This window comes from Mariniluteicoccus endophyticus, from assembly GCF_054780035.1.
The window spans coordinates 11,752-25,526 of record NZ_BAAGXC010000035.1; the positions used below are offsets into that span (position 1 = coordinate 11,752).

A 13,775-nucleotide genomic window follows, 5' to 3' on the forward strand; every position below is an offset into this window, starting at 1 on the left:
GGCCGAGTCCCCGTGACGCGGGCGTCCGCCACCGTGGAGGAATGAACAGGTTCCTCCGCGTCATCTGTGCGCTGCTGGTCGTCGGCTCGGTCGCCGCCACCGCCCACCTCGGGTGGCACCTGACGAAACCGCCCTCCGACGACGAGCGCGTCGTCGCCCAGGTCGAGTTCCTGCGTACGGCGATCGACCGCGGCGCCGGCGCTGACATGCAGGCGCTGTTCCCGGAGGGCGAACTGTTCACCGCGACGCTCACCGGGCTGGCGGCCGCGCAGGTCGGTCGCCGCGACCCCGCGCGCCGGACCTGGGCGCTCGCCGAGGTCGACCGGGCGCTGGCGGTCGTCGACTCGCCGTCGGTCACGCGACTGTTCACCGGCATGACGTTCGAGCGCGGGATCTTCTGGCGTGGGTGGCGCCTGCAGCTTCTCGCCGACCGAGCCGCCCTGTCCGTCGACCCCGAATCCCGTGACCTGGCGCTCGCGGAGGCCGACGCCGTCCTCGATGCGCTGACGGCCTCCCCGACGGGGTTGGTCGAGAGCTATCGGGACCAGTACTGGCCGTGCGACTCCGTCGTGGCCATGTCCGCCGTGGCCCGCGTCGCCCGGATCGCGCCCGTCCCCGGGTGGGACGAGCGCCGCGAGGCGTGGGAGGAGAAGGTGACCCGGTTGGGCGACCCGGCGTACGCGGGTCTGCTCCCGCACCAGGTGACCGCCCACGGGACCCCGCTGCAAGGCCCCCGGGGCACCAGCATGGCGATCATCACCGCCTTCTGGCCCGACATCGACACCGCCGAGGCCGAACACCTGTGGACGGCCTTCCGCCACCACTTCGTCACGCGCGAGGTCGGCCTGGTCGGGGTGCGAGAGCACCCGGCGGGCATACGCGGGGGTGGGGACGTCGACTCCGGCCCGCTCGTCCTCGGGGTCTCCCTGTCGACGTCGGCGGTGAGCCTCGCCGGTGCGCGGCGGGTGGGCGACGAGTCGGTCGTCCGGTCTCTCGACGCCGAGGCGGAGGCGTTCGGGCTGCCGTGGGGCGTACGCCGCCGCGCGTTCGCCCTGGGGCAGATGCCCGTCGGCGACGCGTTCGTGGCGTGGGCCCGCAGCCAGCCGGAGGGGGTCACGACCGCCTCGTGGCAGGACCTCGCCCCGGCATGGGGCGGATGGTTCGCGGCGGCCGCGCTCCCCGGCCTCCTGGGGGCCGCCGGGTGGTGGGGGCTCAGGAACCGGCGACGACCATCGCCACCACACCCGCGGCGGCGATGAGCAGCGCCCCGGCGGTGACGGCCGCGGCAGGGCTCGCCGCCTCGTGCGTACCGCCCAGGCGGTGGCCCGGGCCGAGGCGCAGGAGGGCGTACCACAGGGGCAGCAGGACCAAGCACGACAGCGCGGCGGTCAGGACGAAGGCGAGCACCGAGCTCAGCCACTGGTCGACGTCACCGGCGACGCCCACCGCGGTGACGATCGACGTCGCCAGCAGCAGCGAACCGGCCTCGATGCCCGCCGAGACCTGGCCCTCCTTGATGCGGCCGCGCAGGTTGTAGGGCGTGAGCACCTCGTGGAGCGTCATCACGATCGTGACGAAGATCAGGCCGAGCACGTAGAACGCGATCGTCGCGAAGACCGTGTGCCAGCGGCCGCCGGCGCTGCCGATCATCGACGCACCGGCCATGCAGCCCAGACCGAGGTAGGCACCGCCGTGGAGCATCGCCACGGCCCAGTTGCCCTTCCGCACCGCCTGCTGGTCGTTGAACTGGGGCAGGAGAGCGCGGTCGAGGACCGGCCGGGCCACGATCATCGCAACGGTGATCCACAACGCGCCCGCGTTGAACGCCAGATAGCTGGACCATCGCTCGTCGGCGTCGTACACACGCGAGGCGGTCATCAGGCCGATGGCCTGGGCCAGCGCCAGGGCACCGCGCTCGATCGCGTACGGCAGGTCGCCGCCCCGCAGCGCGGCGTCGTCGTCGAACGGGGTGAGCGCGTCGAGGACCTTCCAGGAGGCCAGCAGCCACACCGCGGCGGTCACGATGACGAGCAGCGCATCGGGCGCGCCGCGCAGGTAGTCGAGGATCATGGCGTGGGCTCCGAAGAGGGTCGGCGGTCGGGAAGGGTCGGCCAGCCCCGGAACTGGTCCGGGAGGGTGGCCTGGGTCAGGATGCCCTCGGGCTCGACCGGGGCCTTGCGGTCCGGCGCGTCCGAGATGACGTGCGGGACGAAGTGGGACTGGTTGTCGGTGACGAGCGTCGTCGACTCGCGTACGCCGAGGCCCGACGGCTCGCCGTCGACCATCCAAACGCCGATCATCGGGTGGACCGGCAGGTCGGAGTCGGGCACGGTGAACGCCGGCAGCGGGGCGTACGCCTGGATGACGAAGCCCTCCTCGCCGTACTCGCCGCCGTGGTCCTCGATGCGCTCGCCGTCGCGCACGATCGTGACGTTGGCGCCCTCGCGGCCCAGCAGCGGCTTGCGCACGTGGTCGCCCAGGTCGGCGGGTTGGAAGCCCTCGAACCACGACGGAATGAGGTACTTCGAGCGCGGGTCGTCGGCGAACAGATCCCACAGCACCGGCAGGACGCCCTTGTTGCTCCACAACATCTTGTAGGGGGGCTCGATCCAGACCGTGCCGTGGGACATCCGGCCCTGGGCGTCGGTCTTCGGCTGACGGTAGAGGTCGGCCAGGCAGGGGTGGCCGAACTCCTCGGCGACCATCCACTCCCACGGGTAGAGCTTGAAGACCACGTCGAGGTGCTCGGAGCCGTCGGCGTTGTAGAACATGCCGTCGTCGCCGAGCACGATCTCCTCGATCCACAGGCTGTCGGTCTTGTAGCCGGCGGCGTGGCACGTGTCCTGGAGGTAGAGCGTGTTCATCGCGTCCTCGCCGGACTGCTCGTCCTCGGTGAACGCGAACCACACCTTCGGGCGGCGCCCGATGCGGCGCTCGACGAGCGCCAGGTTGCGCTTCCACGCCTCGACCAGCCGCTCCCACAGCAGGTTCCACTGGTCGGGGCCGTACGCCGAGTCCTGCAGCCACTGCCACTGGATCCACGCCGACTCGAGCAGGCAGGTCGGGGTGTCGGCGTTGAACTCGTAGAGCTGGGGCGTGCGCAGCGCCGGGTCGGGGTGGTCGAGGCCGCCGAAGCGGAAGTCGAAGCGTCCGTAGACGCTCCCGAACTCCTGGCCGTCGATCGTGTCGTCCCACGAGCGCAGGACGGTGTCGTGGGCCCACAGGGGGATGCCCATGCGGCGGAGGATGCGGCGGTCGGCAGCCATCGCGTCGCCGGCCTCGACGCACATCTCGAAGATCGTCGACGCGGCCTCGGCGAGGGCGTCGATGTCAGCCATCGTGAATGAGTACGCGGCGCCCTCGCGCCAGTACTGGATGACGTTGCCGTCGGGCGTCTGGGTCGGGGAATAGATCAGTCCGTTGGCGAGGATGCGCTGCTGCCAGTGGGCGCGGACCGGGACGTCCGCGTGGCGACGCACTAGCTGCCCCCGCTCTTGCCGCTCCCGACGGAGCTGCCCCCCTTGGAGCCGAAGCCGCCGGACTTGCCGTTGGTCACCTTGCCGTTGGAGCTGATGCCGGCCTTGCTGCGCGACGAGCTGCGGCTGGCATCGGCCTTCTTCGAGCCGCTGGTGGGCGGAAGGGTGGAGCCGACGCGGACGTTCGACGGGTAGCGGCCGCGGTGGACGTAGTAGCCGCGACCGTAGCCGTGAGTCGAGCTCGTGTTGTCGCAGCGGTCGTCGGGCACCACGACGTTGTTGATGTCGGTGCAGTAAATCCGGTTGCGGTCGAACGAGTCGTAGATCGCCGGGCCGGCGACCAGTGCGGCCCCGACGACGAGCACGGGAATTGCGGCCTTGCCGCTGAACTGGCTCATGGGCTCCCCCCCCCATCTGGTCGGCAAACAATAGCAACGGGCGGGGTGCATGACCCCTGACCAGAGGCGGGTAGCCGGATCGACGTGGAACCGGGCGGGGACGACGAAGGGCCCCGCCGTCGGCGGGGCCCCTCGTGGTGGTGGCGCTGGCTGGGTCAGCGACCGATCTTGCCGTCGTTGTCGCGATCCAACGCGTTGCCGGCCTTGTCCTTCAGGTCGACGTCGCCGTCGCCGTCACGGTCGCCGGTGCGACCGGTGGTGCCGGTGGTGCCGGTGGTGCCGGTGGTGCCGGGGGCCTCGGTGCTGCGGCCGGCCTGATCGACCTCGATCTCCTCGTGCTTGAGCTTGGCCTGCACCGTCTCGGTGTCGGTGTGGGTCTCCTTGCCGACGTGGACGCGCTCGGTGGCGACGGTCTCCTTGTCGACCACGGGGCGCTCCTCGTGGAGGGTGATCGTCTCGTCGTGAGTGTCCTCACCGATCTTGTGGCCGGTGGCGCGCTCGCCGGACAGAGACTCGCGCTCGACGTGCAGCTCCTCGCGCTGGACGGGGACCTCGACGCGCTCGGTCTCGGTGACGACGTGCTTGCGCAGGCGGGCCTTGCCGGCCTCGCGGCGCTCTGTGCCGACGTTGAGGCGCTCCTCGTGGGCGGTGATGGCCTCACCGGTGTCACGGTTGTGGTCACGGTCGCGGTCGGTGTCGGCAGCACGGCGGGCGTCGTGGGCGTTATCGGTCGCGGAGTCAGCGACCCCGGCGGTGCCGGCGACCCCGGCGGTGCCAGCGACCCCGGCGGTGCCAGCGGCAGCGCTGCGGTCGTGGTCACGGTCGGTACGCGTGCCGGTGCCCTCCAGCTTGTAGTAACGGTAGAGCTCCTCCTCCTCGGCGGGGGAGAGGTGCTGGTCGACGTCGACCTTCGGGGCGTTCTTGATGGTGTCCTTGTCGAACGGAACGCGGATCTCGTCGCCCGAGACGGTGGCCTGATCGAGGGGGACGAACGTCTCCTTCGAACCGAAGAGGCCCGTGGCAACGGTGACCCAGCTCGGCTTGCCAGTGGAATCGTCCAGGTACAGCTGGCCGACCGATCCGACCTTGTCGCCATCGTTGTCGTACACGGTGGAGTTGATCAGGGCGTCGATGTTCTGGTTCGAGTTCATGCTGTGCTGCTCCGTTCGTTTGAGTCGTACGGTTCGCGGTCGATCTTTCACCGACCTTCGTCGTGGTGGTCCAGGCTTCAGATCACCGCTGGCGAGAGCCTCCTTAGCTTCGGAGTTAAGTCGACTTCTCGATGTCCTCGACAATAGTCACGAAACGGTCTCGACCCCAAGCCCCTCCGCCTGAAATGTCATTCAATTTCCCTCAGGTGCGCCGCGGCCAGCCCCCTAAATCGCATCTGACTAGGGTCGGAAGAGGGGTACGGGAGATCCCCGGCCCCTGATGAGGAATCGCTCAGACAATGTCAGTGGATGTCCGTGCCCCCGCGGAGATCGCCCATGGCGTCACGCAGGTCGCCGTCGCGGTCGCGGAGCTTGTGGCCCTCTTGGCCCATGTCGCCCTGCTGGCCCTGCTGGACGAACTGCTGCGAGCCCTGACCCATGGTCTGCCGGCCCGCCATTCCCTGCTGGCCCACGCCGTCCTGCTGGCCCATGCCGTCCTGTTGGCCCCTGCCCTGCTGTCCCATGCCCATCCCGGGTTGCTGACCGCGCATGCCCTGCTGATGCACCTCCGGCTGGCCGACGCCCTGCTGCTGAGCTGCCTGGAAGCCGCGCTCGAAGTCGGACATGCCCTGCTGGCCGCCCCCGGCCGGACCGTGCTGCTGAGCTGCCTGGAAGCCGCGCTCGAAGTCGGACATGCCCTGCTGGCCCATGTCGTCTTGGGGGCGCAGACGGTTGCGGCGGCCTGCCATGCCGGCTTGCGCGCCGGCCGCACCCAGCCCAGCCGCGGTGCCCATGCCGCCCTGACGGCCGTCGTGGTCGTTGCGGTCGAGGGCGTTGGGCTTGCCGTCGTGGTCGCGGTCTCCCATCATCCCGCCCTCACGACGGTCGTGGTCATGACCTGAGGTGCCGGAGCTGGTGGGGAGGCCGTAGTGGCTGTAGAGCGTGTCCTCCTCGTCGGGGGTCAGGTGGTCACCGACCTCACGCGAGGGGGCGTCCTTGATCAGAGCCTTGTCGAAGGGCACACGGATCTCGTCACCGGACTTCTGGGCGCCGTTCAGCGGGATGAAGGTCTCCTTGCTGCCGAACAGCCCGGTGTTCACGGTCACCCAGCTGGGCTTGCCGGTCTCGTCGTCCAAGAAAAGCTGGCCCACCGAGCCAACCTTCTCGCCGTCGCGGTCGACCACGACGGAGCTCATGAGGTCGCGGATCGCCTCGCGGCTGCCGTGCTGCTCGTTGCTGGTCATGCTGCTGCCTCCTCGGCTGGGAAGTCGCGCCGTCATCGGCGTCGTCGACTCGTTGCTTCACCCAGCCTAACCACGGACGTGAGGCAGATCACAAGGGATCTGTGATGAAAACGTGATGAGAAATCACTCGCCGTCGACGAGGCGCTCCGCGTACGCGTTGGCGCGATCGAGGCGCTCCACGCCGAACATCGTGATGAGCTCCGAGACCTCCGGATGGGAGTCCTTCAGGATCGCCGCAGCCTCGATCCACTCGGCCGCGCTGGCGGCCTGGCGGAAGACCTGCTGGATCTCCGATCCCAGGCGGGTCGCGCGACGCGAGGTCGTGGAGCCGGTGACGACGTCCTGGACGACGGAGTTGCGCTGGAGCTGGGCCATCGCGTCGCCGTGCGACAGCTGGCCGCGCTCGACCTGACCGGCGATGTCGATCATCCACAGCAGGCGCTGGGCCGCGGCGGGGTTGCCGATCTTGATGCGCTTGCCGTTGATCAGCTGGGACAGCATGGGGGCGGACACGCCGAGGAGCTCGGCCATGCGGGCCTGGGTGAGCTGGAGGGCGTTGGAGCACCGGCCCAAGAGGATGTTGAGGGAGTCGCCGTACACCTCGGCCTGGCGCTTGCGCGTGGCTGTGACGTCGGCGTCACTTTTCTGATGCATCGGGGTTCCTCACTACGGGCAGGAATGGGGGGAATCTCGCGGGGACGGTACCAACGCGGCGGGGTCAGACGGTGGCCAGAACCACGGCTGCGATGAGGCAGATCACACCGAGCCCGGCCAGGATCGGCACGGCTATCGACAACCTGGATCGGCCCTGTCCGACCGCGGACGAACCCGTCACCGGATTCACCAGGTGGTTGCCCGTCGCGGGCGTGCCCGGGTGGGGGGCGCTCCCCTGGGACATCGGCATCTGCGGCCCGGCGAACGTGGGGGCCGACTGCGGCCAGCCGGGGGTGGCCTGGGCGAGCGGCATGCCTGCCTGCCCGAACCCGTGGACGGGCCCTTCCCGCCCGAACCCCTCCGGGAGCGGGCCCACCTGGTCGAAGACCTCGATCGGCGCGGTCTGGGGAGTCGTCGTCGCGCGCAGCGTACGCAGGGCCGCGCGCGCCTGGGCGGCCGACTCGAAGCCGTTGCCCGAGTTCGCCCACATGCGCTCGACGAACGCCCGGATGTCCGGGCTCACCGACGACAGGTCGATCGGCGGGTCGGCCTCGCGGGGACGCAGGCCGGTGAGCATCTCGCCCATGACGCAGGCTGTCGCGTAGAGGTCCTGCGCCGGCTGGGGGTCGGTGCCCATGCGCGCCAGCTGGGACATGTAGCCCGGCGTACCCACGACCTCGGTGGTGTGGGTCAGCCGCGGATCGGTCATGTGGGCGGCGATGCCGAAGTCGGCCAGGCGTACGTCCGGCAGCGCCGTGCCCGTCGCCTGGAGCAGGAGGTTGCTGGGCTTGATGTCGCGGTGGATCAGGCCGCGCTCGTGGATCGCCTCGAGGGCCTGGAGCAGCTGGTCGGTCACGATCAGCGCCCACCAGTCCGGCATCGAGCCGTAGTCCTTGATCATCGTGGCGACCGAGCCCCCGGTCGCCAGGTCCATCGTCAGCAGGATGCGGTCGTCCTCGCCCACCCACGACTGCGGGGCGACGATGTGGGGGTGCTCGATGCGGTAACCCGTCTCGCGGATGAAACGCAGCAGCGACGCGGCGTCCGACTGCTTCGTGAGCTTGGCCGCGCGATAACGGTGCTCGCGGGAGTCCCAGACGCGCCAGACGGTGCCCGCGCCGCCGGCGCCGATGTTGTCCACCAGCTCGTAGCGGCCGCCGAAGACCTCACCCACGCGTGATACCTCCATCCATGGGCAAAGGATGCCATGACGGGGGCCGGATGCCTCAACCGCGAGCCGTACGCGCGGCCCCGCGATGTCACGGGCGACAGTTCACCCCTTCGTGGACCACAATGACTGGGTGACTCCAACCACGCGTACCGCTGCCCTCGCCGCCGCAGGAGCCCTCTGGCTCGCCGGCGGGGTCGCGTACGCGCCCGACGCGGCGGCCGCACCGCCCACCGTGACCGGCAGCGAAGAGGCCGAGGGCGCGCCCGAGCTGCCCGACGGCGACGCCGTCGACACGATGCCGGGCTCGAAGGGCAGCCGCGACGACACCACGCGCAACTACCACGTCAAGCGAACCGACACCGACCAGACCGTTCTCCTCGGGTTCGCCATGAGCGTGCCGAACATGGGCACCGACGGCATCGGCGGCGTGACGAAGGCCGGCAAGAACCTGTGCTCGGCGTCGTTCGGCGGCTCGGCCATCAAGCCCGGGCGTGCCGTCATCAACAACGGCGGCAACGCCTTCGAGGGCTGCGGCACCGACAAGGACCTCTCCGTCGAGCTGCGCCGCTACAACCTCGATCACCTCACCAGCGCCAAGGACGAGGCCCCGCTGCTGATGCGCGTGGTCCGCGTACCGAAAGTCGTCAACCTGGCCGAACTGCCGTCGGAGCTGCCCAAGCAGGGGCGCCGCCAGCTCGGGCTCGGCACCGTGGGCAGCGTGACGCCCAGCGAATCGATCGCCGAGCCCGCCCCGGTGAAGTCCGACCACACCTACAAGCTGACGATCACGACCAACAAGCCCCAGTACTTCGTCGTCGACGTCGACTGGGGCCAGACGCTCATGGTCCAGACCGATGTGGCCGCGGCGACCCAGTTCGCCGACGCGCAGGATGCCGAGCTGCAGGCCAACGTCATCGGTCCCGCGCTCAACGACGTCGAGCGGGGCAGCCACTCGCTCGGCCGCTCCGCCCTGCAGACGCGAACCCTCATCACCGACCCCGTCGTGTGGCGCTCCTACACCAAGGGCGGGCGCGGGTCCTGGCTCGCCGGCAAGCACATCATCGCCGTCGGCGTGCCCGAGGCACCGTTCGGCAAGCCGACGACCCTCACGTACGCCCTCACGATCGACGTTGAGGGCGAGGTGAAGGGCAAGCCGGAGTACGCGAACGGCCAGGCCCCGACCACCACGACCCAGAAGGTCGAGCCCGCATCGACCCCGGCCAAGAGGTACGCCGCCGCCGGCCTGGGCGTCGCCGGCGCGCTGATGCTCATCAGCAGCGGCGTCGTCTGGCTCCGCTCCCGCTGACCTGACTCGGGGCCCGAGCCCCGGCCTCACCAGGGTCGGTCTACCCGCGGGCCGGTGCGGTCCTTGCGGTCGCGCCCCTCCTGGTTCTCCTTGCGCGCGTCCTTGTTCTGCTTCTCGAGTTTCTGCTGCCGCTGGGCCTCGCCCTGCTCGTCCTGCTCGGCCGGGGACGGCTGGCTGGTCGGCGAGGGTGACTGTGTGGCGCCCTTTTGACCCTGACCGCTCGCGTCCTTCTGCTTCTTTTCCAGCCGCTTCTCCGCCTCCTCGGCGCGCCGCTTCTCCTCCTGGCGGCGCTCCTCGTCGGACTTCTGCTCGCCCTGCGTGGGCTGGCCCGACGGACCGCTCGTGGGCTGACCCGACGGACCGTTCGTGGGCTGGCCCGAGGACCTGCTCGATGGCACCCCGGAGGGCCCGCTCGTCGGCTCACCCGAGTGGCCGGGCGACGGGGCCCCCGAGCGTCCCGGCGTGGCCGACTCGGAGGAACCGGGGGCCGACGACGCCGAACGGGACGGCGTACCGCTGCGCGACGGCGAGGCCGATGGCTCGGCGCTCGGGCTCGCGCTGGGATCCGGCGTACGGTCGCCGCAGCTCCCGGCGCGCAGCACCCGCAGCGCCTCCTCGTACTGCACCCGTGCCGCGTCGAAGCTGCGTGCGGCGGCGAGCTCGTCGCCCATGCGCTCGATGGTCTCGACGAGGTTCAGCCGGACCATGCAGTCGTGCGTCTTGGGCACCGACGCCAGCGCGGTGCTGAAGTCGGTGCGCGCCTCTGCGTACCGGCGCAGCTGGTAGGCGGCCGTGCCGTGGTTGAAGTGGGCGATCCACGGCTCGACGACGTTGATGCGCTGGGTGCGCTCGAAGCGCTGGCGCGCCCCGGCGGGGTCGTGGCCCACGTACGACTCGCGCCCGGCGGCGTTGTCGGCGAGCTTCGTCAGCAGCAGCACCGCGACGAGGACCAGCACCAGCCACACCGGCGCCACGACGTACGCCGAGCGACGGCGGCGCGGGTTCCAGAACCTGCTCACGAGGTCCTCCTCGTCGTCTCGGTGCGTACGCCGAGCTCGGCCCGCAGCCGCCGGTGCTGCGTGGCCCTCTCCCACAGCTCCCACAGCGCCAGGCCCAGCAGCCCGAGCGCGAACACCCAGTACGTCTCGGCACCGCTCGTGACCTTCGCTCCCGTCAGCGCGGCACTGAAACCGGTGCGTACGCCCGGGAGGTCAGGACGGTCGGGACGGGCGCGGTGGAGGTAGGTGCCGTCGAGCTCCTGCGCGATGCGACGCAGGTTGCCCTCGTCGATGCGGGAGATGGCCGGGTCACCGGTGCTGCGGTCGCGGACGTGGTCGTTGGAGATGCCGTTGGCCATCCGTCCACCGGCGTCGGTGCCGTAACCCATCACGACCGCGCCGTCGACGAGTGGCTTCAGACCGGCGAACGAGCCGGGCGGGTCGGCCGACGTCTGCTCGCCGTCGCCCATGTAGACGAGGATCCGCTTCCGGCCCGGCCGGTCGCGTTCGGCCCGCTCCAGCAGGGCCTTCGCCGACTCGACGCCGCCGGAGATCGTCGACCCCGCTGAGTAGAGGTACAGCTGGGGGCTGATCGAGTCGCCCAGCGTCACGACCGCCGTCGCGTCGGTCGCGAACGGCATCTCGACGAACCCCTCCCGGGTGAACGTGACCATGGCGAAGCGGGCGCCGGCGTACCGCTCGGTGACGGCCCGCACGTCGGCCGCGACCCCACGCGTACGCGGCTGGTCGCCGTTGTAGTCCTCCGCCGCCATCGACGTCGACCGGTCGATGACCAGCAGCACGTCCAGGTCAGCGGCCATCGCCGTGCCGGACTGTGAGCCGACAACGGGGCGGACGGCGATCAGCAGCAGGAGCACGGCCATCGCGAGCCGGCGCAGGGTCGCCCGCGTACGCCTGCGCCGGACGACGAGCGCGAACGCGACCAGCGCGACGAGCGCCGCGACCGCGTACGCCACCATGGGTGCGAAGCTCACGGCCGCCTCCTCGTCCGCGTCGCCAGAGCGCGCAACGGCTCGGCGAGCGCCAGGCCGAGCAGGCCCGACGAGCACAGCAGGACGCCAGGCCACGGGATGTCGCTGACCCTGGGCGACACCGCGCCCTCGAGGCGCCGCGCCTCCGTCGCCTCGATGGCGTTGACGATCGCGGCACCGTCGCCGGGCTTGTCGAGGAGGTACATCTGGCCCTGGGTACGCGCCAGCTCGTCGCGCATCTCGCGGATCGACTGCGACTCCAGGTCAGCTACGCCGTGGACGGTGATCCGGTGCCTGAGCGCGAGGTCGATCGCCTGGGGCAGTCGGTAGACAGGCTCCCCGTTGAGCTGGTTGTCAGTGGCGAGGATGATCGAGCGCGACCGCGGCTCCTGGAGGCGGTCGAAGCGCTGGATGCACGAGGCCAGGCCGTCCCCGATCAGCGAGGCCCCGTCCCCGACGGAGGTGCCCTCGAAGAACTTGTAGTCGGACTCGTCGAGCGCCTTGGTCGTCGCGTCGATCTGCTCGGTGACGTAGGTGTAGTCGTCGGTGAGGGGGAAGACCAGAACCGACGAGTTGTTCCACATCGTCAGGCCGATGCGCTCGCCGCGCATGTGGCCGATGATCTCCTGGAAGGCGCGCAGCATGTCGGAGTCGACCTCCTGCATCGAGCCGGACACGTCGAGGCACAGCATGATGTCGCGGTTGTGCTGGGCCTCCTTCGTCGTGGTCGCGTCGGCCAGACGCCCCACCAGCAGGAACGAGCCCACCGCGACCAGCAGCGTCGACACCAGCGTCACCAGCGACCAGCGCAGTGCCCGAGACGCCAGCTGTCGGTAGCGTGCCGACGCGCGCAGCCGGTCGGTGTTCGCGGCGTACAGGCCCGTCGGGATGGGGCCACGGGCCGGGTCTTGCCGGCGCCAGCGCCACACACCGTACGCCACCGCGGCGGCGATCAGGACCATCAACGGCCAGAAGACGAAGGTCATCGGGTGGCCTCCGTGGAGGTGAGCGCCTGGGCCCAGCGGGTGACCAGCGCGTCCGCCTCGCGGGCCGCGCCCGGGACGTCACCGGTGCCGTCGGGGCCGAAGCTCGGCGGGCTGAGCAGCGCCACGTAGTGGGTGAGGCCCTCCAGCCGCGGGTCGCGGCCCATCGCCTCGCGCAGGTCCGACAGACCCATGTGGTCGACCGGCCAGCCGGAGACCTGGGCGACGAAGCGGCGTACGACGCGGGACAGCTCCTGATGGGCCGCGCGGTCGGGCATCGTGCCGCTGGCGTGCCCGTCGGTCACCGCGGCGATGGCGGCCCGCGCCTCCTCGAGCGCCGAGGCCGGCGTACGCGGCGCCTCGACGGCCTGCTTCTCGGCGCGGGGGCGGGTCAGCCACCACCAGGCGACGGGCAGGACGACGGTCAGGACCGCCAGGGCGATGCCGAGCCACAGCCAGTGCGGGGCGTACGCCACGGGACCGCCGATCTCCAGCGGAACGGGCGCCCGCAGGTCAGCGCGAGGCATGGCGGTGCCTCTCCAGGAGTCGGAACACGGCCTGCACGACCTGGGCGGAGTCGGTGACGTGCTCGTGGGCGATGCCGAGACGGTCGAGCTGCTTGCGGCGGCGCGCCATGCGCTCGGCGGCCTGGGCGACGAGCTCCTCGTGGAGCGCGCGGTCGCCGCGGACGAAGTCGGGCACCGCCGCCCGGCTGTCCAGGTCGACGACGGATTGGTCGCCGAGCGCCGGATCGGTCGGGTCGAGGTCGCCGAGCGTCACGAGCAGCACCTCGTGCTGGGCGCGCAGGCGCCGCAGCTGGCGCTCGTCGTCCTCGCTCAGTTCGACGTCGTCGGTGACGACCAGCATGATCGTGCGGCGGCGTACGCTGCGGACGGCGTACGCGAGGAGGCCGTCGAGGTCGGCGACCGGGCCGTCGGGCCGGGTGGCGTCCTGGATGCGGGCCAACATGCGCTCCAGCGCGACCTCGGTGTCGCCGGGCCGCACCTGGTGGTGGCCCGACGCGTCGCCGGTGATGAGGCCGACGTGGTCGCCGTGGCGGATCGCGAGCCAGCCGATGATGCCCGACACCAGGATGGCGACCTCGCGCTTGGTCGTCTGCGGGTCGCACAGGCCCGCCATCGAGCGGCCCGTGGACACGACCAGCAGGATCGTGTGCTTGCGGTCGGCGACGTAGCGGCGGATCAGCACCTCGCCGTGGCGCGCGGTCGCCCGCCAGTCGATGTCCTTCACGTCGTCGCCGACGACGTACTCGCGGAGGTCGTGGAAGTCCATGGACCGGCCCGAGTGCATCGACGCGTACTCCCCGTCGAGCAGGCCGCGCACCTTGCGGTGCGCGTGGATCGCCATGCGCGTCTTGACCTTGGTCAACAGGGCCATGGGC

General features: G+C 70.8%; 14 protein-coding genes. 2 read left to right on the top strand and 12 right to left on the bottom strand.

Translation table 11 applies throughout. The annotated features are described in order from the left end of the window. Window positions 1-41: 41 nt before the first annotated feature. Window positions 42-1,259 (top strand): hypothetical protein, encoded by a 1,218-nt coding sequence (locus tag ACYVGD_RS15200; RefSeq protein WP_460744629.1) that lies wholly within the window; start codon window positions 42-44, stop codon window positions 1,257-1,259. Here the strand turns inward: ACYVGD_RS15200 and ACYVGD_RS15205 are convergent. The 7 genes from ACYVGD_RS15205 to ACYVGD_RS15235 form a co-directional block, all read right to left on the bottom strand. After that, window positions 1,213-2,070: a DUF350 domain-containing protein gene (locus ACYVGD_RS15205; protein ID WP_460744630.1), complete on the bottom strand. Its 858-nt coding sequence runs from the start codon at window positions 2,068-2,070 to the stop codon at window positions 1,213-1,215. The two genes, ACYVGD_RS15200 and ACYVGD_RS15205, sit on opposite strands and share 47 nt — an antisense overlap. Then, window positions 2,067-3,479 carry a glutathionylspermidine synthase family protein gene (locus ACYVGD_RS15210; protein ID WP_460744631.1) on the bottom strand — a complete coding sequence of 471 codons (1,413 nt, stop codon included), beginning with the start codon at window positions 3,477-3,479 and terminating at the stop codon, window positions 2,067-2,069. Before ACYVGD_RS15210 ends, ACYVGD_RS15205 begins: the two co-directional genes overlap by 4 nt. Further along, window positions 3,479-3,874 (bottom strand): hypothetical protein, encoded by a 396-nt coding sequence (locus ACYVGD_RS15215; protein WP_460744632.1) that lies wholly within the window; start codon window positions 3,872-3,874, stop codon window positions 3,479-3,481. Before ACYVGD_RS15215 ends, ACYVGD_RS15210 begins: the two co-directional genes overlap by 1 nt. 155 nt (window positions 3,875-4,029) lie before the next feature. Then, a complete protein-coding gene (locus ACYVGD_RS15220) occupies window positions 4,030-5,025 on the bottom strand; it encodes a PRC and DUF2382 domain-containing protein (protein ID WP_460744633.1) in 996 nt (331 codons plus the stop codon). Window positions 5,026-5,327: 302 nt separating this feature from the next. Then, the gene (locus ACYVGD_RS15225; protein ID WP_460744634.1) at window positions 5,328-6,269 is read right to left on the bottom strand and encodes a PRC-barrel domain-containing protein; all 942 of its coding nucleotides are present in this window, start codon (window positions 6,267-6,269) and stop codon (window positions 5,328-5,330) included. Between the two features lie 123 nt (window positions 6,270-6,392). Beyond that, window positions 6,393-6,923 carry a DNA-binding protein gene (locus tag ACYVGD_RS15230; protein ID WP_460744635.1) on the bottom strand — a complete coding sequence of 177 codons (531 nt, stop codon included), beginning with the start codon at window positions 6,921-6,923 and terminating at the stop codon, window positions 6,393-6,395. 64 nt (window positions 6,924-6,987) lie between these two features. Then, window positions 6,988-8,097, bottom strand: a complete 1,110-nt coding sequence (locus ACYVGD_RS15235; protein WP_460744636.1) for a serine/threonine-protein kinase — start codon at window positions 8,095-8,097, stop codon at window positions 6,988-6,990. Window positions 8,098-8,224: 127 nt separating this feature from the next. On the opposite strand from ACYVGD_RS15235, the gene ACYVGD_RS15240 reads away from it, so the two are divergent. After that, window positions 8,225-9,400: a hypothetical protein gene (locus ACYVGD_RS15240; protein ID WP_460744637.1), complete on the top strand. Its 1,176-nt coding sequence runs from the start codon at window positions 8,225-8,227 to the stop codon at window positions 9,398-9,400. 26 nt (window positions 9,401-9,426) lie between these two features. On the opposite strand, the gene ACYVGD_RS15245 is transcribed toward ACYVGD_RS15240, so the two are convergent. The 5 genes from ACYVGD_RS15245 to ACYVGD_RS15265 are packed head-to-tail and all read right to left on the bottom strand — an operon-like array spanning window position 9,427 to window position 13,771. Beyond that, window positions 9,427-10,419 (bottom strand): tetratricopeptide repeat protein, encoded by a 993-nt coding sequence (locus tag ACYVGD_RS15245; protein ID WP_460744638.1) that lies wholly within the window; start codon window positions 10,417-10,419, stop codon window positions 9,427-9,429. Then, window positions 10,416-11,393: a vWA domain-containing protein gene (locus ACYVGD_RS15250; protein ID WP_460744639.1), complete on the bottom strand. Its 978-nt coding sequence runs from the start codon at window positions 11,391-11,393 to the stop codon at window positions 10,416-10,418. Before ACYVGD_RS15250 ends, ACYVGD_RS15245 begins: the two co-directional genes overlap by 4 nt. Beyond that, window positions 11,390-12,376, bottom strand: a complete 987-nt coding sequence (locus tag ACYVGD_RS15255; protein WP_460744640.1) for a VWA domain-containing protein — start codon at window positions 12,374-12,376, stop codon at window positions 11,390-11,392. The genes ACYVGD_RS15250 and ACYVGD_RS15255 overlap by 4 nt, the downstream gene beginning before the upstream one ends. Then, window positions 12,373-12,900: a hypothetical protein gene (locus ACYVGD_RS15260; protein WP_460744641.1), complete on the bottom strand. Its 528-nt coding sequence runs from the start codon at window positions 12,898-12,900 to the stop codon at window positions 12,373-12,375. The genes ACYVGD_RS15255 and ACYVGD_RS15260 overlap by 4 nt, the downstream gene beginning before the upstream one ends. Then, the gene (locus ACYVGD_RS15265) at window positions 12,887-13,771 is read right to left on the bottom strand and encodes a DUF58 domain-containing protein (RefSeq protein ID WP_460744642.1); all 885 of its coding nucleotides are present in this window, start codon (window positions 13,769-13,771) and stop codon (window positions 12,887-12,889) included. Before ACYVGD_RS15265 ends, ACYVGD_RS15260 begins: the two co-directional genes overlap by 14 nt. Window positions 13,772-13,775: the final 4 nt, after the last annotated feature.